The following is a 22,862-nucleotide window of genomic DNA, read 5'->3' on the forward strand; positions in this document are numbered from 1 at the left end:
GTTAGCCGATTAGATAATGCTTCTGGTTATAGAAAGTTAAGTTGGCCGTAAAGTGTCTTTCTCAGGCTTTTATCGCTACGTGGGAGCCAAATTTATTCTGACTATCGTAAGCCAGACCCAGCCCGACGCTGGAAAGCTTGTTTTCGTCGGCCACGGCAGCATTCGGGAAAAGCCGCCGAAACTCCGACTGCACAAGCGGGACTTCGGTGGAGCCGCCGGTCAGAATAACCAGTTCAATGGCCTCATTGCCGACGCCCGCATCCCGCAGACACTGCGTGGCCGAGGTTACAATTTTCTCGACTTCCAGACGAATGGCGTCTTCAAACAACCGGCGTTTGATGGGAACAACAAAGCCTTCTTCTACAAATTCGAACGGTGTTTCGTACATTTCCTGATCCGTCAGCGCAATTTTGGCCCCTTCGGTAGCTGCCAGCAGAGCGTGTCCGGTTTCGTTTTCAAGTACGCTCAGCAGCCGCCGATACCGTCGTTTGTCGTGCGACTGGTGGAGCAATTGCCGGGTTTGCGTAATCAGTTTGGGCGTATACAGGAAGTTAACTTTGCTCCACTCCGCCAGATCGTGAAACGGTTTCAGGGGCACTTCCAGATTTTTGTCACCGTACGTACTCCGGTAGCCCAGTTCGGGCATGATGGCCGCCAGGCTCAAATCTTTGTCAAAGTCATTTCCACCCACCCGGACACCCGTGTTGGCCAGAATATCGGACGTGCGGTCGGTTTTGCGAACGGATTGACCCGAAAGCCGGATGACCGTAAAGTCGGACGTTCCACCGCCCAGATCAACCACAATTGCCAGTTTCTCGCCGGTAAGCCGGGCTTCGTGCGCAAAAGCTGCAGCAATGGGCTCGTACTGAAAATCAACGTTTTTAAAGCCGATCCGCCGGGCTATTTCCCGTAATTCATCCTGCGCCCGGGCATCGGACTCCGGCGAGTTATCCACAAAATGAACGGGGCGCCCCATCACCACATTTTCGACTTCCTGACCCGCCCCCGCATCGGCTTTTTGCTTCAGGCTTCGCAGAAATGAAGCAATGATGTTGGAAAAATTCATGGCCGTACCGTTGACAACCGTGCCCTGTTTCATCAGTGGTGTGCCCAGCACCCGCTTCAGGCTTCGCATAAACCGGCCCGGCTGACGGCTGAAAAACAGGTTGATGGCCGTTCGTCCGTAAAACGCTTTGTTATCGACCTGCTGGAAGAAAATGGCGCTTGGGATAGTGACGTGTGCGTCTTCAACCGGCACCAGGCTGATGGTCTGGTTCTGGGCGAGGGCAATGCTGGAGTTAGAGGTGCCGAAATCGATTCCGCAGGATAGGCTGCTCATTGTTGTTTACAGGAGATTTTAACCGGCAAAAACCGTCCAGCATCCGAAACCGGGCCCGGACCAAAACGGTATAATGCAGCTATTAATGGATAAAAGGGCGGCAAATCTACGATTAAAAAATGGATATGGACGAAAAGCTTTCGGATTTTGTGTTTATTGCCGATTTTGATGCCTGATTCTTTAAACAACAACCGAAATTCAGAAACGAGAATGGACCTTAAAGCCGTAGCTGCACAGTTGAGGAAACCCGATGGTGATTTCGGGAAACAGATGGGTGCTAAAATGAACGAGAGCAACCGGGCGATCAATTTCTACACAATCCAGAAACTGAATCTGAAAAACAACGCCAGGCTACTGGAAATTGGCATGGGTAACGGCTTTTTTGTGAAAGACATCGTTGCCCATTATCCGTCTGTTACTTACACGGGCTGCGATTTTTCGGAAACTATGGTGCAGGAAGCGGGCAAACTTAACGCGTCACTTGTCGAAGACGGGCAGGTAACATTCCTTCTGGCGCCGTCGAATGCGCTGCCGTTTCCGGATGCAACGTTCGACACGGTTTTTACCATCAATACGCTTTATTTCTGGAGCGATCCTCGGCAGGAACTAACTGAAATCCGGCGGGTTTTAAAACCGGGAGGAAGGCTGCTGCTGGCGATTCGTCCTAAATCGGTAATGGAGAAGTTACCGTTTACAGCGTATGATTTTACATTATATGAAAAAGAGGATGTGGTCGAATTGCTGACTAAAAATGGCTATGGCTTGATGGAGGTCATTGAAAAAAACGAGCCAGATCAGAATGTGAATGGGCAGTTCTTTCGTATGGAGACGCTTATTATCGAAGCTGAAAAACTATAAATTTTTGGGCTTAACAGCTTGGTTACCCGTCAGTCAATCAGGTATTTATACGTCTGTAAAGCCGTACTTGCCCTCTACCCATTCCATCGGACGACTTCCTACCTTGGTGTAGCATTTATGCTCGTACATTAATCTACACTTATGGCAACAACTGCAACAACCGTCCGGACGGCCTTTCTGCGAACGGCTCCCGGCAATGCGTTCTCACTGAGCGATACGCCAGCGTATCAGGTTCCCGATTTTTCGAGAGCTTCTGTCGAAGAGATCACCCGGACGTTCGGGCTTTCGAAGGGGGAAAGCACTAAATTACAGAAGCTGGCCCAGCAACACGCCGGTCCGGAAAAACTGCGAAAAGCCCTGCGCCAACCCCGAGCCGTAACCAAAGCGACGGCGGAGGTGCTGGAGCGCCACTTTACGTTCCGAACCATGCCCCGGTTTATCGTTACGGATGTAACAGCGGAGAAAACGTATGTGCTCAGTAACCGGCCTTTTGCCCTCCAGATTAGCTTCCAGAATGATTTCGACCAACCTGCCGAACTGGTAAACATCGACGTTCACTGGGCGGGAGAACCGTTTCTGATTCAGCAGGAACTGACCGACGCGGACCGGCGCAAAAAGCAGGTAACGGTGGCGTTCGACGAAACGCAGACGCTGCCGGTGGGGCTGGTACGGTTTACAGTCGATTTATACCGTCGGGACGGCAGCCAGGCGTCCTTCATCAAATCGTTTTACGTCCTGCCTTCCAATCCGCTATCGCTTCAGGTAGCTCCGGCGGGAGCCACCGTAACCGGAACCTGGAGCGCACGGGGCGCCTTTCAACCGGGCAGCAACACGTTTCTGACCGAATGTCAGGTGACCATTGCCAACGGGGATGCGTCGGCCGTCACCATGAAACGGCGGGTCAACTGGAGCTTCTGGGATGGTGGCGTTGGCAGCGGTTCGCGGGTTGAATCGGGCAGTTTCGATTTGTCCAGTAATCCGGTGGTGCCGGCTTATTCCGTCTGGCAGGCGTCGTACTGGTTTAGCTCGCCCAGCGGCAGCGGTATTTATAACAAATACCACGCGAAAGAAGATTTGGCGCTGGAAATCCAGATGGAAGCCAGCGACGGGCGAATCATCAAGGGGCAGATTACCTGTCGGGTGATGCTGGCCTATGGCGTGAATATCATAAAAGTCGGTGATTTTGGTTCGCAGGAGCACATTGATCTTTACAACTCGGTGGACATCATGCGGCAGATTTTTGAGCAGCGCGACATTACCTTACGCGGAGTGCAGCGCTACATCATCAATAATTCGCTGGCCGGGGGCTACACCACCATCGACAGCGAAACAGAATTCCGGAATCTGCTGAGTGACTGGTCGGTTTCCAACGATTTTGTGGATATCTATGTCTGTCAGGATTTTAACTGGAGTGGCTACAACGGCTACGCGGGCGACATTCCGGGACCCACGTCCAAAACCGGCAATACGGACGGGGTGGCGGTGGAGAAAACCGGTTACACCGATGCCCTGGGCGTCCGGCGGCTCAATACCGATGTGCTGAGCAAGCTGATCGGGCACGAAGTCGGGCATTATCTGGGCCTGTCGCACCTGGAAGACACGGATAATCTGATGCGGTCTAATACCGGAGTGCGGGGGCCTGCCCTCAATTACGATCAGTATCGGACGATGATGGGACACGGTTTTATGGTATTTATTTAATCAACCGCCTGCAACACAATGGAAACGACAAAACCTCCTACCCGGCCTTCGCGGCTGGTGAATCTCGATCAATTCGAAGCTATTAAATTGCGCATGGGCCTGAATCAGAAGCTGATGGCGGGCACCTGTGCCTTCAGTGAACCGCTGGACCTCACGTTTAGTGAAAACGAATTTCAGGTGTTGAAGGTCATGGCCGGGGAGCGTTTCTCGGTGAATACGGTAGTGAGAAAACGCGCCATTGCTGCGCTAGGCCGACAGAAAACCGTCGAAGTCATGGACGAACTGGTGCGGCTGGCCGAAACGGAGCATGAAGAAAGTGCGGTTCGGTACGAAGCCCTGAAAGCCATTGGCGCTCTATCTACGCGCGTGGGGAGGGTGCTTATGGAGAAGCAACTGAACGCGGGGTCGCCCGAACTGGCCCTGTCGATTGTGGGCTATCTGTATCAGACCGGCGAACCCGAAGCGAAACAACAGGCCGACCGGTTTTTGTCGCTGCGGAAAAACGCGCGCATTCGGCAGGCGTGGGATCGGCGTCAGAAGCCCAACGGTCGGCAGGCGGTGCCCCAGCCTGACAGAAATCTGAACGGGCGGTTGCACTGAATTAATTTCCAGTAGATACCAAAAAAGCCGGTCGTGTGCTGACCGGCTTTTTGGTATGGAAAGAACAGAAATCCTTATTTTTTGCCGGTGAACCGGATTTCAACGGTTTCGCCGTCGGAGGTGCCAGAGGCCTGGAAGTCTAGTTTGCCGGATTTGATTTCGGCTAGCTGCGAGCCGTTTTCGCTATAAATACCGTAGTCAGAACCGTCGGCCTTCGCTACGTATTCGCCCAGATCCAGTTCCTGATCCTGCTCGCCGGTAGCTTTCAGCAGAAGAACCAGCGAAACTTTACCTTCTGATGTTTTTTCAATGTTGGCAATTGCTGAAACCGTAACGCCGTCTTCTGTAACCGGTAATTTGTTGTAAGTTACCACGCTTTCGCCGTTAACCTCGTACGAAAAGGACGTTACGTTGTAGGCACCCGCGATGGCTGCGGCCGGGTCTTTCGGTGTGACTTCTTCCGCCTTCTCGGTGTCTTTCTTACAGGCGGCAAGCGTAACCAGTGCAAACAGGAAAATTAAGACTTTTTTCATTAGAGTAGTTGTTTATTGTTCGTTGCAAACATACTAGACAACCGCCCCGAAGATCAATGGCAAGTGCGGTGAAGCGTCAGTTTTGCCGTTTGGATTGTCAGCCAGAAGGGGTGACTGGCAAAACGTATCCAGAGCCGCTCAAAAACCAATTGGCTTCTGACGCGTTAAGAAAAGACCTGGGTTCATTATGAGGGTTATGCTGGCATCTGACATCAACGCGCAAAAGAGTGGAATTACGCCGGAACTGGCTGATTTTAAGACGAGAAAGATCATTCCGTCGGTGATCGAGAAAAATGTCCTGACGGCTTTGTCGTTCTATCCGGAATTGAAAAATACCTGTATCCGCTTTTGCTTCAAGCAAAAAATACGGTCGTCCGTTATGCAGGCCCAGCCGGTTTTCCGGACGTTGCTGAAGCCCCGGCAAGACCGTCAGTACCGGATTAACATCAGCGCGATGTTTAAGCTCACGCATACCGCCATTCCCATTCACCACATCCCCGACGCCATCATGATTGGCTGGATCGGGCATGAACTGGGGCACATTATGGACTACGAATGCCGGAGCAATTTCGGCATGGTGAAGTTTGGGGTCGGCTACGTTTTTTCCGCCGAATACATCAAAAAAGTCGAGCGTATTGCCGACTGGTACGCCGTGACGCACGGGCTGGGGAAATACCTGGTTGAAACCAAACGGTTTATTCTCGACCACGCCGAACTGCCGCAGGTTTACAAAGACAAGATTGCCCGGCTGTATGTGTCGCCCGAAGAGATTGTGGAGCAGGTGAAAAAGCTGGAAGAAGAAAAGCTCGAAAGGCAGAAAAAGGCACTTTAAAGATAAAAATAGGTAGCCGCTTCCTCAAGGAAGCGGCTACCTGGAACGGTTTTAGGCAAGGCTCCTGATGTACCGCTCAAAATCCAGAAAATCGGCTTCTTTCATCACCCGCGGAATCTTGGTCTGGCCGCCCAGCTTTTTGAATTCCTCGCTCCAGCGGTAGAATTTCTCCACCGGAATCACCTCGGCTTCCACGGTTTTGAGGGATTTGCTCCGGGCTACTTTGTAATTCTTGTTGACTTCGCACAGCGCCTGATCAAGCGAGTTCATGAACTCCGGTCCGTCGATAACCCGGTTGGAGCCGATATACCATTTGTTGATATACGCACCGTCTTTTTGAACTGCCGACACCACAAACTCCTTAATCTCGATGTCGTACTGCTTCTGCATCTGCTCCATGGCCTGGTTCATCTGAAACACCGACAACTGTTCGCCCACCACGTTCAGAAAATGCTTCGTGCGGCCCGTAATCCTGATTTCGGAGCGTTGTTTGTCGGTAATCATCACCGTATCGCCAATCATGTACCGCCAGGTGCCCGAAACCGTCGAAATCAGCAGCACGTAATCCACGTTCTCTTCGGCTTCTTCGAGAGAAAGCACGTTTGCATCCTCTCTGACGCGGCCCTGCTCGTCCATGTTGTCGTCGGTAAACGGGACAAACTCAAAGAAAATACCGTTGTCCAGAATCAGGGCCATCGACGAGGTGTCGGGCCGTTTCTGCGTTGCCAGGTAGCCTTCCGACGTCAGGTAGGTGTCAATGTAAATCAGCGGGTGGGCAAACAGTTTTTCGAGACTTTTCCGGTAGGGTTCAAACGCCACCCCGCCCGTGGTGTAGACGTGCAGGTTTGGCCAGATGTCGTGAATGGTATTCACCCGGTTGTACGAAACGATTTCTTTCAGCATCATTTCCACCCATGACGGAATCCCGCTCAGGCTGCCAATATCCCATTTGGGGGCTTCCTGCGCAATTCTGCGTACTTTCTCGTCCCAGTCTTTAATGCCCGCAATCTCAACGCCCGGTTTGTAAAACGTCCGGAACCAGGCCGGCAGATTGGCCGCGCTGATGCCGCTGATTTCGCCTTCCTGATGGTCGTCTTTCTCGATCAGGCTCACGCTGCTGCCCAGCATCATAATCTGCTTTTCGAAAAAATCGGCGGGTAGCATATCGAAGTTTTTGAGGCTCATCACCTGCTGAATCCCCGACTTCCGGATCGAGTCCAGCATGTCGTCCGTTACCGGAATGGCCTTGCTGTTGCTGGTAGTGCCGCTACTAAGGGCAAAATAGCGCTGGCCGCCGGGCCAGGTGACGTTCTGATGGCCTTCCAGCAGGAAATGCCACCAATCGTTGTAAAGTTTATCGTAGTCGTGAACGGGAACCGCCTGCTGGAAGGCTTTCACAATATCGTCGCTGGCCAGAATGTCCGTGAAATTGTGTTTTTTGCCAAAAGCCGTTAGTCGGGCTTTTTCCAGAAGGTTTCTCAGTTCGGTTCGTTGCGCCTTGCCCGGATCGGGTTCCGACGCAATAAAGCCATACACGTCAATTGCTTTTCTAATTAATTCGCCAATAACAGCCATCGGTGATTTCGGATAGGATTTTCATCCGATACAACTGCTTTTCAGGCACATTGTTCGGTTCAGGTTAGCAAGCTCCGGGTCAGGCGTCTTTTTAGCTCGGAACCGCCCAGAGCCCGGGAAGGAAAGGAATTTCGGCCATGAATGATCGTTTTCATTCGGGCAAATTGTTAATCGTTTTCAAACAAACCGGAAGACCGGGAAGTTATTTTGCCGTAAGCAATTTTTAGCAACGGTATGAAAACGAAACAATGGATATGTGGGCTTTCACTGGCCCTTCTGGCAGCGACCACGCAGATGGCCTGCCAATCTAAGACGGAACAAAAGTCTGAAGAAGTCCGAGAAGAATACAAAGATGTCGTTGACGAACAGAAAGAAGGCGACACCAGTGATGTGAGAGAAGAACAGGCTGAACTCGATTCTGCCCGGCAGGATTATAGAGAGTTGGCGAAAGACTCGACACGCAAGGAGTAATTTTGATACTAAAAAGCCCAACACAGTTACCTGACGAGACTGCGTTGGGCTTTTTAGTATAGGCTTTGTTTACTTCCGTTTAGGCTGCTCGAACGACAGGTGTTCTGAAAAGAATTGCAGTACCTTTTTCTCGATTCGTTCGGCAATCCGGTTCACGTGATCCCCTTCGTATTCTTCGTAGGTATGTTTGATCTTGTAGTTGTTCAGCACCCCATCCAGGACTTTGATGCTGGCGGCAATGCTCTCGTCTTTTGAGCCGGCATCAAACGCAATGGCGTTTAATTTCTTTAGATTCGGGATATACTGATCAATCATTGCCAGCGGTGCGTTGGCCGCCCACTTGGCCATGACCATCGGCTGAACCTGGCCGTTTTTCGTCGGCAGGTCGAGGTAGAAAGGCGGGTTCGAGGGGTTGGGCGACCACGAAGCCGAGGTGGCAAAAGCCGCTTTGGTGCCAAAATCCGCTTTCTGAACTTCTTCTATCGTCTGAATCGCTTCTATTTTTCTGGCTGCTTCTTCCGACCGGTTCGCGTGAATACCGGTGTTCATGCAGCAGGGACTCAGCAGGTAAATGCTGGAGAAAATTTCCGGGTATTTCTGCCCGATGCGCATTGTACCGTAGCCGCCCATCGAGTGGCCCGTTAGTCCCCGGCTGGCGGCATTCGGAATGGTGCGGTAATGGCTGTCGATGTAACTCACCAGTTCTTTGGCGACGAAATCCTCCCAGTTGCCGGTGGTGATGGAATTGGAGTAAAAACTGCCGAAAAACCGTGTGTAGGCGTTGGGTGTAACGATGATCATTTCGCGCACGGCGGGGTCCGCAAAGGCTTTATCGACCACTTCGGGCAGGTTGATCCAGTGTTTGGTAAAGCCGTACCATTGCGCATCGTTGTCCGTAAAACCGTGCAGCAGGTATAAGACCGGGTAGCGCCGTTTTTTGTCGGTTTTGTAACTCGGCGGCAGGTAAACCGACACCTCCCGGTCGGGCGAATCGCCGGAGAGGTTGCCTTCCAGTCCTTTGCCGTGGACCTTGATACGTTCGGCGGTGCCTTTGCGGGCTGGAGCCGTCTGGCTGTGGGCGGGGCAGGTGATGAGGAAAACGAAAAAGAAGCTTAGAGCAGGTAGAATAGAGATTTTCATAGGCCGTCCAGGAATGTATTGGCAACTTACGGAGAAGTTTTAGAAGGAACAAACGCAAAAAAGGCGACCGCCCCGGGGCAATCGCCAGACTATACGATTCGTTGTCGTAAAGCCGCTCAGGCACTCACCACTGATACTGGTTGTTGGCTTCGGCGGCATCGTCGGTCAGGGTTGTAAAAACCGAACGGGTTACTGACGTTTCGCTGTCCTGCCCTTTGGCGCGTTGCTCGCCAATACCGCCCGGTCCCGGTAACAACAAGTTTACCACCGATAACACTTCGGCGGTCAGACCCGGCGCTAAACCGTGTATTGCCGTGGCTAACTTGGCGGGCAGCGAAATGATCAGTTCGGCCTGGCCATAGCGGCAGGCTTCCAGAATTTGCCGGGCGCTCTCTTCCGCGCTTTTCGACAAACCCGGCAGTGAATCGCCAATTTTAAACCAGGCGTATTCTTTTTCGTTTTGTCCCTTAAAAAAAGCATTTCGCGGACTGCCCGTTCGCATCAGCCCCGGGCAAACCGTCGTGACGTAAATACCATCTTTCATCAGTTCGGCCCGCAGCCCTTCCGAATAGCCCACCAGCGCAAACTTACTGGTTGTGTACGGAAGCAGGTGCGGAAACGATACTTTCCCGCCAAAGGAGGCAATATTAACGATACGACCCGCCCGGCGCATCTGCATCCGGGGCAATACCGCGCTGATAGTATGAAAAGCCGACCAGAAATTGATTTCCATCACCTCCCGGAAATCCTCTTCTGTAGCGTGCTCGATGGGCGTGACCAGTATCGTACCCGCATTGTTGACCAGCACGTCGATTGGGCCGACTTCCTCCTCAACGGTCTGGATAAATTCCGTTACCTGATCTTTGTCGGTCAGATCGCAGCGATACGTAAAAACCGTTACGCCGTTCAACTCCAGATCGGCCTGGGCACGTTCCAGTTCGTCCTGATCCCGGGCGCAGATGGCCAGATTAGCCCCTTCCTGTGCAAATTGCCGGGCCAGCACCAGGCCCAATCCCCGCGAACCGCCGGTTATCACCACGGTTTTACCCCGAAAATCAATCTTTCGAAACTGGTTCAGGAGGGCTTTGGCTGCCAGAACAGCGCCAATTCCGGCTAGTCCCCACAAGCCTAGTTTATTCGTGCTGGATAAAGTCATTGTGTCGTGTCTTTGTGTTGATTATACTCAACCGCCCCGGCTGCGGAATGTTGCCGGTCAGCCGCTTTTCTGAGCGAACAGCTTCGTTGGCCGGTCAGCTCCGGCGGCTTTCCCTTCCGGGAGCTGTTGTAGAAAAATTCACCGACGAAAATCCGGTGTTGAGGGATAAAAACCGGCTGTTGGTCGATGAAAATAGAATTGTGAAAAAAAAAGATAAAACTGGATTAAACGTTCGGTCGGGTTGCTCCTCTAAGAGACATAAAAGCACAAATTAACACGACCAACCATGAAAACGACCCTCGTTACTCTCTTTACTCTCGCCGTATTAAGCACTGGAAGCGCCATGGCGCAACGCGGATATGATCGTTATCCTGATTCCCGGTACAACAGCCGGAATTACGAAAACCAACGGCGTGACGATTTTCAGGAAGACATCAAAATTGACCGGCTGGATGCCATTGTCGGCCTGTCGCGTCGGCAGGAGAAGGAGTTGAAACGCATTGAAGACCGTTACGATTTCCGCGAGATGGAAGCCGCCCGCCGTCGTGACCCACGAGCGTATGAATATACCCTGCGCCGGAAAAATCAGGAAATGATGTCGGTGCTGACACCGTCGCAACGCGAAAGACTTTTTGCCTACCAACAACAATACCGCCGGAACGACCGGGGCTACTACGGCCGCCGGTACTAATGAACACAAGTCAGTTGAGTAGTAGCAGTCTGCGGTTTTGATTAAAAACAACGTAATCAAAGCCGTTTATGAGTAACATACCTACCGTAGCGTTGGAACGGGGAAGCAGCTTTGCTTTCCCGTTTTTGTTTTTCGGCTGCTTTCTATAAACGTCTTCTCACTGTTTTTGCCAGTACACTGAGAGCCGATTTTTGGTCGGTGCCGTTCCGCCAAATGAAATCTTTACGCGCTAAACTGACTTGCCTGCCGGGCCATGCTCTGCGCCAGTATACTGGCGGCAATCAATTGTAAGGCGTGGTACATCATGATGGGCAGCAGAACAATGCCGACAACGTTGTCCGGAAACAACACCGTAACCATGACGCTGCCCTGCACCAGCGATTTTTTGGAGCCGCAGAATAAAGCCGTAATCCGGTCTTCGCGGTTAAAGCCCAGCAGCCGACTCGCCAGATTGACCAGTGCGTAGATCAGAAAAAACAAACCTAACATACACGCGCCTAATACCACCAGATCCGAAGCCGTCAGGCTCTGAAACATCCGGCGCTCGAAGGACTCGCAAAACGAGGTGTAGACGATCACCAGAATCACAATCTTGTCGAAGTTGCTCAGGGCCTTTTTGTGGCGTTCGGCCCAGGCACCCAGCCAGCGGTTGAGCACAATACCCAGCACAACCGGCACAATGACCTGCAAGGCAAGTTTGCCGATGACACTGCCCAGATCGTAATCCGCCGAACCCGTCGATAGAAACAGGCCCATCCAGAGGGGCGTAATAAACACGCCGATCAGGCTGGAAATGCTGGCGTTAAATATAGCCGCCGGAATGTTGCCTCCCGCCAGCGACACCATGACGACGGACGATGAAACCGTGGAGGGCAGGGCCGCTACGTAGAAAGTCCCCAGCCACAGCAGACGGTTTTCGTCGGTACCAAAAAGCTGTAATCCGGCCAGAATAATCAGCGGAAAGACAACAAACGTTGTAAGATGAATCGTGAAGTGCAGCTTCCAGTTGCTCAATCCCGCCCGCAGCTTGTCGCCACTGAGCCGCAGGCCGTAGAAAAAGAAAATAACCGAGACGCCGATGTTGGCCAGATTCGACAGCGAGAACGGCCCTTCCTGAATACCGGGTTCGGGCCAGAGGTAGGCCAGCCCGATCATGCCGAGCAGTGCCAGCAGAAACCAGTCTAATCCGGCTCGGGCGGCCAGGGCGCTGATGGACGAAAACGAAAAGGAGGAAGTGGGGTGGTTTTTCACTGACTTTCAGGTTGTAAGTTATTTCGCGGAGTGGGGCGGAGATTGCTAAAGTTAAACCGCCCGGCGGCTCCGTCTTTGAAATAACCCTTAGAACAAGGAGTGTGTTTACTTCATCTGCCGCTTGAAAAACGCCCAGGCTTCCAGATACACATCAATATCGTTCGGATAATCGTGTTTCCCGCCGATGACTTTCAGCAGCGTGACTTCGGGTTTGCCCTTGGCCTGATAGGTATACCGCTCAATGGTTTTGCCGTCGTTGGGGTCGGTATCGGGCAAGCGTGTTTTGGAGGGTTGCTGTTGATAGCCAGCCAGATCCGACCAGTAGCGAAACGTCCGGTCTGTTGAGCGCACCAGGCCCAGGCTAATACCGTTGGCTCGGACTTCCCCGCCTTCGTATGGATTGGTTTGATCGGCGGTTCCGTTGACGATCAGGATCGGAATTGCGACGCGTTTTTCCGGACAATCCAGGTTATTCGTGTCGGGCAGGTTGGCGATCAATGCCGTTACGGCCCGGAATTTTTCGGGCATGGTCAGGGCCAGCTTGTACGCCATGTGTCCACCACCCGAGGTGCCGACGGCGAAAACGCGTTTCGGATCAATCCGGTGGTTTTTGCGGAAATAATCAATCATGGCGTCAAAAAACGCATTGTCGTTGATGTTTTCCAGGTTGGCCGCCGACTGCGCGGTTTTGCGGCATTCGTTCCAGTACCGTTTATAACCGTCGGGATAAACCAGCAGGATGTTTTCAGATGGGGCAATAGCTTCGAGTTTGCTGGCGCCCTTGCGGTTGCCGAGGCCGTTGCCGCCCGAACCGTGGAGCACAAAAACCAGCGATGCGTTCGGTTGGGCCGGTTTCAGAAAATGAAAGGTGCGGTAATGTCCTTCAATCAAAACGGAGTCTGTAACAGTCTGGCTGTAAGCCGATACAAGGGTGATCAGGAAGAGTAAAAACGTGATTTGTAATCGTGACATATCGGATATGAATTGTAGTCAGGGATTGACTTTGAGTAGGTTCTGCTGGATAAAAACGTCGGCATATCGCTGGCCCAGGGTTCGGGCGGAAGGCGTATCGAAGTGGGTCGAATCGCCTTTGTGCGTCAGCCCGGTTGCCAGCACGTAGTAGGCATTGGGAATGTCTTTGGTGGCATTTTGTAACGTTTGGTTAATCAATCCGGCATCGGGGTTGCGGCTGACGATGAAGTCCCCCAGCGTTCCGACGACAAACGGCACGTTGGGCGCGTTCAGGTCGGTTCGGAGCCGTTGCACCAGTTGGGCCAGTTTTTGGCCGTAGGCCGCTGTAAGTTCCGGTTTGGAATCCGACTCGCCTTGGTGCCAGAGAAAACCGGCCAGCTCGCCGTTTTCCAGTGCCTTTCTGGCCCGACGCAGGGCGTCGTCATAGGGGTATGATTTCGTCGGTTCATAATAAGCGCCCGGTTTCCACACGTCAATGCCCGAGCCGCCCACCGCGCAGGGCACCAGCCCAATGTTCAGATTGGGATAGGCATTAGCCAGTTGTTTCGCAAACGAAAAACCCGGCCCCACGCCGATCACCGCCGGTTTGTCAAAGTGCATCGGATCGCGGGCCAGTGTCCAGGTCTGTTCTTTGGTGAGCATCCAGATACGCGGATTGGTCTGCTGATCAGCGGCTTCGGGTATTCCGCGCCCGGCCATATTCGACTGTCCAATGAGCAGGAACACCTTCAGGCGGGGCGGTACATCCTGTCTGAACGCCAGCATCAGGCAACCCATCAGCGAGAAAAAAGCGAGCTTGATACCTGTTTTCATCAGTTCTGTTTTCCGTAAAACCCTTCTGATGTTCAATTATACTGTATTCTGCCCAAAGTCCGGCATGGTATCGAAGAGTGGAAGTCGGTCGATAAAGACAGAAAATAGGACAATTGCCCAACTTCTGACGGCCCGAGTGGTTACTAGCAACAGGAACCAATCGAACAACCCTCATTCTATTGAAAACGATGGACGAAAAATTGACGGCTGAAACCCTTGCTCAATCGCTCGGTAGCGGATTAGCGGGTGCTTTTGTATTAACGGTATTGCACGAATCGGTTCGTCGGGTGGTCCCCGAAGCGCCCCGGGCCGACCTGCTGGGGATGCGGGCCATTGCGAAGGGGCTGCGTGCGGCTGGGCAACAACCGCCCCCGGACGATAAACTGCACACGCTGGCGCTGGGCGGTGATATGGTAGCCAATACCTTGTATTACAGTCTGGTGGGGCTTGGCGGTCGAGAAAATGCCTGGCTGCTCGGTTCCACGCTGGGGGCTGCGGCTGGCGTAGGGGCGGTGGCGCTGCCCGGACCGATGGGCCTGGGAACGGAACCAAGTGCCCGAACCCCGGCAACGGCGGCCATGACCATCGGCTGGTATCTGGTGGGTGGGCTGGCTGCGGCCGCGGTCTACAGTTTGTTTGGGCGTACTAATCGGTGAAAACATCCGGGTAATCGGTGAAAACCGTCTGCTGGTCGAGTGGAAGAAATGTTCGTTAAACGCGGGGGCTAAAAGGGCCTCTAACGGACATAAACGGACAAATAAACCACTTACGATCATGAAAAAGACAATCTTCGCCCTCGCAACTGTAGCCCTGTTAAGCACCGGTGTTTCCATGGCGCAACGCGGATATAATCCCAATGTCAACCGTAATCCGGCTCCGCAGGCTCTACCCGGTTCGCGTCAGGACGATATCAAAGAAGAGATCAAAATCGACCGACTGGATGCGATAGTCAACCTGTCGCGGAAACAGGAGAAAGAGATCAAGCGCATCGAAGACCGTTACGACAAAATGGAAATGGCGAGCCGGCAACGTCGCAATCCGAAAATGTACCAACGGTTTCAGGCTCAGAAACAGCAGGAAATCCTGAATGTGCTGACCAGTAAGCAACGCGAAAAATGGTTTGCTTTTCAGCAGTCAAACCGCTTCGATCGCGGCAACGGTTACGGTCGCAGAAGCTAACAAGAACCATTAATTCATCAGACCCGTCTTCTTCAGTGAGGACGGGTTTTTGTTTTTACGCAAAAGAGGTTCTGTGTCTATTGAGCGGTGCCGATCTTTTTGGTAATTTGCTGTATGACGATTCCACCCCTGGATTTAATTCTTCTGCTCGGGACGGCACAGGGCTTCATCCTGGCGATTTTACTGTGGTTTAACCGGAAGGGCAACCGGATCTCGAACCGGTTGCTGGCCGCATTGGTCGGTTTGCTGGCGCTGGCGAGTCTGGCCGTGGGCATTCCGGTTGCAAATTGGCAAATCAGCCTGTTTCTGGACTTAGCACCGTTGATCATGGCCATGCCGATTGGGCCGCTGATCTATTTTTACACCCGGTCTCTGCTCGACCCCGGTTTTCGGCTGGGAAAACGGGAGAAAAGGCATTTCTGGCCGGTGATCATCGACTGGGGTAGCAAACTAATCGGCTGGGTTTTTATTATAGGTGTTTTTGCAGGAGTGTTTGATCATACCGATAACCGGAAGGTGGGTTATCTGATGGACGAGTATAATACCTACGCCGATATTCCGCGCTGGATTTCGGTAACGGTTTACCTGCTCCTGACCTACCGCTGGCTGAACCGGTTTCAGAGCGAAAATCCGCCCCTCACCGAACCGCACCGGGTAAATATGCGCTGGTTACGGATGTTTCTCAAGGTGTTTCTGGGATTTCAGGTCATCTGGTTTATTCATCTGGTTCCGTACATCATTCCGGCCACCCGCAACGCCTTGCTGGATGCGTTTGGCTGGTATCCGATCTACATTCCCATTGTGGTCATGATTTACTGGCTGGGCTTGTGGGGGTACCTCCATTCCAGAACGCCGGTGTTGCCCGAACCGGTTCGGAAAGCAAGCACCACGGCCTTGGCCGACGAGCTTGTTCGGGAAACGTCGGGCGGGTTACTCCGGGCGATGGAAACCGACCGGCTGTATCTCGACCCGGAACTGAGCGTTGAGAAAGTGGGGCGGCATTTGCAGGTGTCGCCCAAAACGATTTCCGCCGTATTGAACCAGCACCTCGGCAAGAGCTTCAACACCTTCGTGAATGAATACCGGTTGGAAGAAGTCAAACGTCGGTTGAACGATCCCGTCAACGCTAACCTGACAATAACCGGTATTGCGTTCGAGTGCGGCTTTAACTCGCAGGCCACCTTCCAGCGAACGTTCAAGCAGATGACTGGCGTTTCCCCCAAAGAATACCTCAACCGCGAAACTGCCTAACCCACCAACTCCGAACGGGCTGTGATGCTTTATTTTTCTGAAATTAGCGCTCAAATCCGGATTTGAGCAGACTGATGTGCTGTTTTTGGCCTGTTTTGGCCTAAACAACACGACAATGCCGTATTCAGCCCATCTCCTCTACCGCTTTCTGGTCGGACTCTTCTTGACTCTTTTTACCCTTTTTGTCCGGGCTCAACCCGGCTCCCTGACGCTGGCCGGAAAGGTCGTTAACCAGACCACCGGCGACCCCATCCCTTCGGCAAACATCACGATTGTCGGGCGAACTGTCGGGACGGTTACGAATGAGAAAGGCGCGTTCCGGCTTACTATTCCGACGGTTTCTGCTTCCGATAGCCTGCGGGTTTCGAGTATTGGATTTCGGTCAGCGACCCGGAAGATTCCGGCAACCGGTCGGCAAAATCTGACCATTCGGCTGAAGCCAGCCGCCGTGAAGCTGGACGAAGTGCGGGTGCAGGCCCGCCGGAAAACGGCCGTTGACATCCTACGCGAAGCCGTGGCCGCCATCCCGCGTAATTATGATACCACGTCGAGGCAACTGACGGCTTTTTACCGGGAAGATCAGCAGTTTGGCGCCAAACCGGTTGTTTCCAGCGAAGCCGTGCTGTCCGTCTATAAAGCGGCCTACAACCAGTCCGAAATCAACGATGGCCTGAAGCTGCTCAAAGGCCGGAAAAAGGAGTATGACCGGGCAACTCATCAGCTACCGCTCATCATCAATTTAAGCAACGGAGCGCGGACCTCCCTTCTGTACGGTGACTTTGTAAAGAGGGCTTTCGATAAGCGCAACACCATTAACGAACGAAATTACAAATACTACGATTTTACGCTGAGCACCTTCAAGGGCGACCGGCTGATGTATGTCATCGACGTGAAGCCGGGTAAACGGAAGCGGAAAGCATTTGGTGTGGGTAAGTTGTACATTGACGCCCAGACGATGGCGTTTGTCCGGTCCGAATTTCAGCTAACGCAAGCGGGCATTGACGCTGAGAACAACCGGCAGTGGCTTCTAAAAAAGCTGGCGTCAGCGGTTCACCGAATGAATCTGAAATTTACGGGGCTCAAAGAAGTGGTAACCTATAGCCAGCCCGAGGGGCCGGGCGGTTCAGGCCAGTGGAACCTGAGTCATGTCGAGCGGCAATACAGCTTTCAGATTGACAGTAAATCACGGAACCTAATCGAAAAGCCCTGGGAGGTATCAACCCGTTTCACCATCACGGACGTGGGGCCGAAAGGCGTTTCGCCGTTCACGGAAGGCAATTTGGCTGAAAACCAGAGTCCTTTTAGTTCCCTGATTAGCAATCAGAGTAACCTGGATTTGGGGGAAAGTGACCACATCCCGCAGCGGACGGTTACTGATCCCGTGCTTCCCGAACCGCCAAGAGCCGTCTCTAAACCAGACTCGGTGAAAAAACAGATTCGAAACCCGGTTGGCGACCCGGTTGGAAACCGGCAGAACGGCTTTACCCGCGCCGATACGCTGCGGGGGAAACTCACGCCTTTGCGGAGCAGTTACGACGTAACGTTCTACGATCTGGCCGTGAAGGTGGACATCGGTAACAAAACGATCAGTGGCAAAAACCGGATGCGGTTTCGAGTGCTAACTCCGCTGGACAAACTTCAGGTTGATCTGTATGCCAATATGCAGATTCACCAGATTCGACACGCCGGAAAACCGTTGCGTTATACGCGGGAGTTCAATGGGGTTTTTGTCGAATTTCCGGAAACGCTAAAAGCGGGCAGGGAGCACGAACTGGAAATCGACTATTCGGGAAAACCGCAGGTGCCGTATTTTTCGGTGCCGATGATGGGTGGATTTTTGTGGGAGAAAGACCGCGCCGGCAAACCGTGGGTGCAGGTGGTTTGTCAGGGTTCGGGTGCCAGTTTGTGGTGGCCCAACAAAGATCACCTCTCCGACGAACCCGACAGCATGCGCATCAGCGTGACCGTTCCGGACGGTTTGATGAGCATTTCGAACGGGCGGCTTCGGCGCAAAACCGTCTTGCCGGGCAACTGGACGCAGTACGACTGGTATGTAAGCTACCCGATCAACAACTACAATGTGACGCTGAACATCGGGAACTACGCGCACCGGCGGGAAACCTACGGCCCCGATTCGCTGACGCTGGATTACTATTGCATGCCTTACAATCAGGAAAAATTCCGCTGGGTTTTCGACGGGGTGAAGCCAATGCTGGCGACGCTGGAAAAGCATTATGGAAAATACCCGTTTCCGCGTGACGGTTTTACGCTGATGGAATCGCTCTACCCGATGGAACACCAGAGTGCGGTGTCCTTCGGCAAATTACCCACCAGCCGCGCCGACTCATTGACGGCGACCGATAGTCTGAGTCTGATGCAACTGGTCTGGCACGAAGTTTCGCACGAGTGGTGGGGAAATAACGTCAGTTGCCGTGACTTGGCCGACTTGTGGATTCACGAAGCGTTTGCGACGTATTCGGAAGGCTTTCTGCTGGACTCGGTAGTTAATGAGGATGGCGAACTGGGGTATATCGCTTCGTTGTCACCACAGGTCATTGGCCGGGAACCTATCATTGGCGTTCGCGATGTGAACCATATTCATTACGAAATCGGTGATATGTACGCCAAAGGTGCTTTGGTCCTGTATACATTCCGTCACGCCCTTCAAAATGACACGCTTTGGGCGGCTATTCTGAAAGGCATTCAACAGCGGTTTCGGTTACAAACCGTCACCTCAAAGGACATTATTGGTTATATTAACGAAATAACCGGAACGGACTATACCTCGTTTTTCGATCAATACTTAAACCATGCGACTATTCCCACTTTGCAGGTGAAACTGGTTGAGAAAGGGTCGTCGCTGATGGTCCAATACCGCTGGAAGGCCGATGAGCCGAATTTCCGGATGCCGATTCTGGTCACCCAGAAGCCGGATCAGTTCGAATTCATCACACCCACAAACGACTGGCAGACGATGACACTACCCAACATGACCGCCGACGATTTTGAAGTAGACGAAATCCGTTTTTACGTAAACGTCGAAGAAATTGAACCCGAGTTCCTGAAACAATAATACCTTCTGATGGCGGCTAAAGACCAGCCCGTAACTTAATTTTGTCGTTAATAACCTATCCATGAAAAACTGTATTCTATTTATAATCAGCCTGCTGCTATGTGCCGCGTTCCTGCCGGTCCATGCGCAGCAGCGGCCCAATCCCAAAACAACCGTCCAAAAACTGGAGGAATACATGACGGCTTCGGCCCACCTGCACCGCTTCAACGGTACGGTGTTGGTGGCCCAGAAGGGTACGGTGTTGCTGAAGAGGGGATTCGGCTGGCGGGATGTAAAAAACAACATTCCCAACGATACCAGCAGTCTGTACCAACTCGGTTCGATCACCAAGACGTTTACCGGGGCGGTTATTCTGCAATTGCAGGAAGAAAAAAAACTGTCGCTGAACGACAGGCTGACGAAGTATTTTCCGGATTATCCGCAGGGCGACCAGATCACGCTCGAACAGTTGTTTCTCCACACGTCGGGCATTTACGACTTCAAAAATATTCTGTACGGTCCCGACAGCATCCGGGTGACGCGGCCCGTTTCCAAAGAATGGCTGGTGGCTCAGTTTAAAGGTAAGCCGCTGACCGCCAGACCGGGAACAGCCGTCAATTATACCAATTCGGGGTATTATCTGCTGGGGCTGATCATCGAGAAAATAACCGGCAAACCGTTTGAAACCGTCGTGCGCGAACGGTTTTTTAAACCTCTGCAATTGACCCAATCCGGTTTTGACTTCGTCAACCTGAAAAATCGCGGGAAAACTACGGGTTACACGTTCTGGAAAGATTCGGTACTGGTTGAAACCCGAACCATAGATTCGACCGTGGCTTACGCGGCTGGCGGCATGTACAGTTCGGTGGGAGATTTATACCGCTGGTCGCGGGTGGTGCAGAATCGCCGGATGCTCAAACCGGAAACCTGGGAAACGGCCCTGACGCCACCCGACAAGGGGAATTGGGGCTACGGCTGGGGCATCAGTTACTTTGGCGAGGGAAAAAAACTCATTTACCAGAACGGCAACATCCCCGGCTTTGCAACCTTCTACGTGCAGGTTCCTGAGGATGATGTGGTTGTGATTCTGCTGTGCAACGTGGATGATGCTTCGGACCTGACAACGCTGGACCCGATTGTGACGGACCTGATGAAAATTGTTTACGACGAACCGTATAAGTTGCCGGTCAACCGGAAAGTTGTTCCGGTCAGCGAAACCGTCCTGCGGCAGTATGTGGGCAACTACAAGCTGGATGCCGCCCGCACGCTCACTGTCACCTACGAAGCCGGAAAGCTTTTTTTGCAGGTTACGGGTCAGCCTAAGTTTGAGTTATTTGCCGAGAGCCAGACCAGATTTTTTCTAAAAACGGTAGACGCTCAATTGACGTTTTTCAAAGACGCTTCCGGGAACGTAACGCAAGTGATTGTGCATCAGGGTGGAAATTACGTAGCCAAGCGCATTTGACCCGGAATGATGGCGGTTAGCGTGGTCCACTAGCCCAGGGCTTTTAAACCGCAACGCCTGAATTGGAGTTAGGGAGTGACAACTCGTAACCCAATGGCAAGTTATCAACTCCTCCACGACTGGACCGTTACACCCACCGAAGCCGTCGCGCTGCAACAGCAACTGCGGCACCAGATCCGAATTGAACCACTGACCAAACCCGTCGAGACGATTGCCGGGTGTGATATTTCATTTAACAAGTTTGAGGAGACGGTGTATGCCGGGATTGTGGTGCTGGAACTGGCTACCATGCAGGTGATTGAAGAAGCGGGCGTGATCAGTTCGGCTACCTTTCCGTACATTCCCGGTTTGCTGTCGTTCCGCGAAATACCGTCGCTGCTCGAAGCCTGGGCCAAACTCAAAACCGAACCCGATGTGGTGATGTTCGACGGGCAGGGAATTGCTCACCCGCGCCGGATTGGGATTGCTTCGCACGGCGGTTTGTTTCTCAACCGGCCCACGTTCGGATGCGCCAAGTCGGTGCTGGTCGGCAAGTACGACGAACCGGCACCGGAGCGGGGCGTGTGGTCGCCCATGAAGCATTACGGCGAAACGATTGGTGCGGCTTTACGGACGAAAAACAAGGTCAATCCCGTCTATGTTTCGCCCGGCCACCTGATCGACTTCCAGACGGCGATTGACCTCACCCTGCGCTGCGACGGCGGCTACCGAATTCCCGAACCGACCCGCCGGGCACACAACCTTGTCAATGCACTGCGACGCGGTGAACGACCACCGAGTTAATAGACACAAGGACGATTGTGTGGTAACGGCTATTTTTTACTTAGGCGAAACGCCCGAGGAAACGGTTGTTGAAAGAGAAAGTTTAAAAATGGGCCGTTCGCTAACTACTTTTTGGAAGAGCTGACAGAAAGGGCTTTTGTTTAGCGAGTTAGCCCCCAGGTCTTTTTTTAGAGCCGGCCGCTACTAACCATCTGGTGCATGGCGAGTTGAAGAAAAAAACATTGTGTTCTTACTCTAATCAACTCAGGTTATGATTCTAAAAATGGATCGGCTGCCGATTGAGCTGCCTACTCCCAAAAACCCGTCACCCAACGATGCGGCTGCTGTACAGGAACTTCTCGGTGGAAAATTCGGGGAAATGTCGACCCTGATGAACTACACCTACCAGTCGTTCAACTTCAGAGGTCGTAAAAAAATCCGCCCCTTTTATGATGTAATCAGCAGCATTGCGGGTGAAGAATACGGCCATATTGAAGTGGTCGCCTATACCGTCAACCTGCTGCTGACCGGTACGTCCAAACGCGGCTTTGATCCAACAACGGCACCTTTGGCCGATGCAGTGAACGCCCGTAACACGCACCATTTTATTGCCAGTGGACAGTCGGCGCTGGCAATGGACTCGATGGGCCATTACTGGACGGGGCAAAACGTCTTCAACAGTGGGAACCTGAAGCTTGATCTGCTGCACAATTTCTTTCTGGAATGCGGGGCCCGCGCCAACAAAATGCGGGTTTACGAAATGGTTAGCGACCCAACGGCCCGGACCATGATCGGTTATCTGCTGGTGCGGGGCGGTTTACACGTAGTGGCTTATGCCAAAGCGCTCGAAAAACTAACCGGCGTGGAAGTGACCAAACTGCTGCCGATTCCGAACCTGAGCAACAACGCTTTTCCGGAAGCCAAGAAGTTCATGGAAAATAAACTGCACCTGAAACTGTACACGTTCAGCAAGGACGATTATCAGCAGGCCGGTTTGATCTGGAACGGTACGCACCCCGACGATGGACAGGAAGTGGAGGTGGTTTTTGGCCATCCCGAAGGATTCCCGGCCCCCGATCTGGACGAAGAGCCGCAACTGAATGCCCCCGGCGATGATGAAATCGATCCGGAAATGTTTGCGGATATTGCCAAGAAACTCGGCATCAAGTTATAAAAGATGTTGGAGCCGCAACCACCCGTTGCGGCTCCAGTGTTTATGAT

General features: G+C 52.7%; 21 protein-coding genes. 13 read left to right on the plus strand and 8 right to left on the minus strand.

Features of this window, described 5'->3' with window-relative positions:
- Positions 1 to 61: 61 nt before the first annotated feature.
- Positions 62 to 1,339, minus strand: a complete 1,278-nt coding sequence (locus tag LX87_RS17295; protein WP_111629519.1) for an Hsp70 family protein — start codon at positions 1,337 to 1,339, stop codon at positions 62 to 64.
- Positions 1,340 to 1,549: 210 nt separating this feature from the next.
- Between LX87_RS17295 and LX87_RS17300 the strand changes: the two genes are divergently transcribed.
- From LX87_RS17300 to LX87_RS17310, 3 genes are all read left to right on the plus strand, one after another.
- Positions 1,550 to 2,197 carry a class I SAM-dependent methyltransferase gene (locus LX87_RS17300; RefSeq protein ID WP_111629520.1) on the plus strand — a complete coding sequence of 216 codons (648 nt, stop codon included), beginning with the start codon at positions 1,550 to 1,552 and terminating at the stop codon, positions 2,195 to 2,197.
- Between the two features lie 141 nt (positions 2,198 to 2,338).
- Entirely contained in the window at positions 2,339 to 3,898 is a 1,560-nt protein-coding gene (locus LX87_RS17305; protein ID WP_111629521.1) for a zinc metalloprotease, read from the plus strand.
- Between the two features lie 18 nt (positions 3,899 to 3,916).
- Positions 3,917 to 4,498: a HEAT repeat domain-containing protein gene (locus LX87_RS17310; protein WP_111629522.1), complete on the plus strand. Its 582-nt coding sequence runs from the start codon at positions 3,917 to 3,919 to the stop codon at positions 4,496 to 4,498.
- 74 nt (positions 4,499 to 4,572) lie between these two features.
- On the opposite strand, the gene LX87_RS17315 is transcribed toward LX87_RS17310, so the two are convergent.
- Positions 4,573 to 5,031 carry a membrane lipoprotein lipid attachment site-containing protein gene (locus LX87_RS17315; protein ID WP_111629523.1) on the minus strand — a complete coding sequence of 153 codons (459 nt, stop codon included), beginning with the start codon at positions 5,029 to 5,031 and terminating at the stop codon, positions 4,573 to 4,575.
- Positions 5,032 to 5,227: 196 nt separating this feature from the next.
- Here LX87_RS17315 and LX87_RS17320 point away from each other — a divergent pair, with 196 nt between their 5' ends.
- Positions 5,228 to 5,863 carry a hypothetical protein gene (locus LX87_RS17320; RefSeq protein ID WP_111629524.1) on the plus strand — a complete coding sequence of 212 codons (636 nt, stop codon included), beginning with the start codon at positions 5,228 to 5,230 and terminating at the stop codon, positions 5,861 to 5,863.
- A 51-nt stretch (positions 5,864 to 5,914) separates the two neighbouring features.
- On the opposite strand, the gene LX87_RS17325 is transcribed toward LX87_RS17320, so the two are convergent.
- Complete coding sequence (locus LX87_RS17325) at positions 5,915 to 7,438, minus strand: GH3 family acyl-acid amido synthetase (protein ID WP_111629525.1); 1,524 nt, start codon at positions 7,436 to 7,438, stop codon at positions 5,915 to 5,917.
- A gap of 234 nt (positions 7,439 to 7,672) precedes the next feature.
- On the opposite strand from LX87_RS17325, the gene LX87_RS17330 reads away from it, so the two are divergent.
- Complete coding sequence (locus LX87_RS17330; RefSeq protein ID WP_111629526.1) at positions 7,673 to 7,909, plus strand: hypothetical protein; 237 nt, start codon at positions 7,673 to 7,675, stop codon at positions 7,907 to 7,909.
- A 69-nt stretch (positions 7,910 to 7,978) separates the two neighbouring features.
- On the opposite strand, the gene LX87_RS17335 is transcribed toward LX87_RS17330, so the two are convergent.
- Together LX87_RS17335 and LX87_RS17340 are read right to left on the minus strand one after the other, a co-directional pair.
- Positions 7,979 to 9,049, minus strand: coding sequence for an alpha/beta hydrolase (locus LX87_RS17335; protein WP_111629527.1), 1,071 nt, complete (start codon positions 9,047 to 9,049; stop codon positions 7,979 to 7,981).
- A 124-nt stretch (positions 9,050 to 9,173) separates the two neighbouring features.
- The gene (locus tag LX87_RS17340) at positions 9,174 to 10,205 is read right to left on the minus strand and encodes an SDR family NAD(P)-dependent oxidoreductase (RefSeq protein ID WP_111629528.1); all 1,032 of its coding nucleotides are present in this window, start codon (positions 10,203 to 10,205) and stop codon (positions 9,174 to 9,176) included.
- Between the two features lie 286 nt (positions 10,206 to 10,491).
- Here LX87_RS17340 and LX87_RS17350 point away from each other — a divergent pair, with 286 nt between their 5' ends.
- A complete protein-coding gene (locus LX87_RS17350) occupies positions 10,492 to 10,896 on the plus strand; it encodes a hypothetical protein (RefSeq protein ID WP_111629530.1) in 405 nt (134 codons plus the stop codon).
- Between the two features lie 222 nt (positions 10,897 to 11,118).
- On the opposite strand, the gene LX87_RS17355 is transcribed toward LX87_RS17350, so the two are convergent.
- The 3 genes from LX87_RS17355 to LX87_RS17365 form a co-directional block, all read right to left on the minus strand.
- Entirely contained in the window at positions 11,119 to 12,147 is a 1,029-nt protein-coding gene (locus LX87_RS17355) for a bile acid:sodium symporter family protein (protein WP_262511085.1), read from the minus strand.
- A 105-nt stretch (positions 12,148 to 12,252) separates the two neighbouring features.
- Positions 12,253 to 13,119: a CE1 family esterase gene (locus tag LX87_RS17360; protein ID WP_111629531.1), complete on the minus strand. Its 867-nt coding sequence runs from the start codon at positions 13,117 to 13,119 to the stop codon at positions 12,253 to 12,255.
- A gap of 18 nt (positions 13,120 to 13,137) precedes the next feature.
- Positions 13,138 to 13,932, minus strand: coding sequence for a sialate O-acetylesterase (locus LX87_RS17365; protein ID WP_111629532.1), 795 nt, complete (start codon positions 13,930 to 13,932; stop codon positions 13,138 to 13,140).
- A 188-nt stretch (positions 13,933 to 14,120) separates the two neighbouring features.
- Here LX87_RS17365 and LX87_RS17370 point away from each other — a divergent pair, with 188 nt between their 5' ends.
- The 7 genes from LX87_RS17370 (at position 14,121) to LX87_RS17400 (ending at position 22,815) form a co-directional block, all read left to right on the plus strand.
- Complete coding sequence (locus tag LX87_RS17370; RefSeq protein WP_111629533.1) at positions 14,121 to 14,588, plus strand: hypothetical protein; 468 nt, start codon at positions 14,121 to 14,123, stop codon at positions 14,586 to 14,588.
- Between the two features lie 118 nt (positions 14,589 to 14,706).
- Positions 14,707 to 15,111, plus strand: coding sequence for a hypothetical protein (locus tag LX87_RS17375; protein ID WP_111629534.1), 405 nt, complete (start codon positions 14,707 to 14,709; stop codon positions 15,109 to 15,111).
- Positions 15,112 to 15,225: 114 nt separating this feature from the next.
- Positions 15,226 to 16,362, plus strand: coding sequence for a helix-turn-helix domain-containing protein (locus tag LX87_RS17380; RefSeq protein WP_111629879.1), 1,137 nt, complete (start codon positions 15,226 to 15,228; stop codon positions 16,360 to 16,362).
- Positions 16,363 to 16,477: 115 nt separating this feature from the next.
- On the plus strand, positions 16,478 to 19,435 hold the full coding sequence (locus LX87_RS17385; RefSeq protein WP_111629535.1) for a M1 family metallopeptidase: 2,958 nt from the start codon (positions 16,478 to 16,480) through the stop codon (positions 19,433 to 19,435).
- 61 nt (positions 19,436 to 19,496) lie between these two features.
- Complete coding sequence (locus tag LX87_RS17390; protein ID WP_111629536.1) at positions 19,497 to 20,879, plus strand: serine hydrolase; 1,383 nt, start codon at positions 19,497 to 19,499, stop codon at positions 20,877 to 20,879.
- A 93-nt stretch (positions 20,880 to 20,972) separates the two neighbouring features.
- Positions 20,973 to 21,662, plus strand: a complete 690-nt coding sequence (gene nfi, locus LX87_RS17395; RefSeq protein WP_111629537.1) for a deoxyribonuclease V — start codon at positions 20,973 to 20,975, stop codon at positions 21,660 to 21,662.
- Positions 21,663 to 21,912: 250 nt separating this feature from the next.
- Complete coding sequence (locus tag LX87_RS17400) at positions 21,913 to 22,815, plus strand: manganese catalase family protein (protein WP_111629538.1); 903 nt, start codon at positions 21,913 to 21,915, stop codon at positions 22,813 to 22,815.
- Positions 22,816 to 22,862: the final 47 nt, after the last annotated feature.

The sequence above is a fragment of the Larkinella arboricola genome (assembly GCF_003259745.1).
Taxonomy (GTDB): domain Bacteria; phylum Bacteroidota; class Bacteroidia; order Cytophagales; family Spirosomataceae; genus Larkinella; species Larkinella arboricola.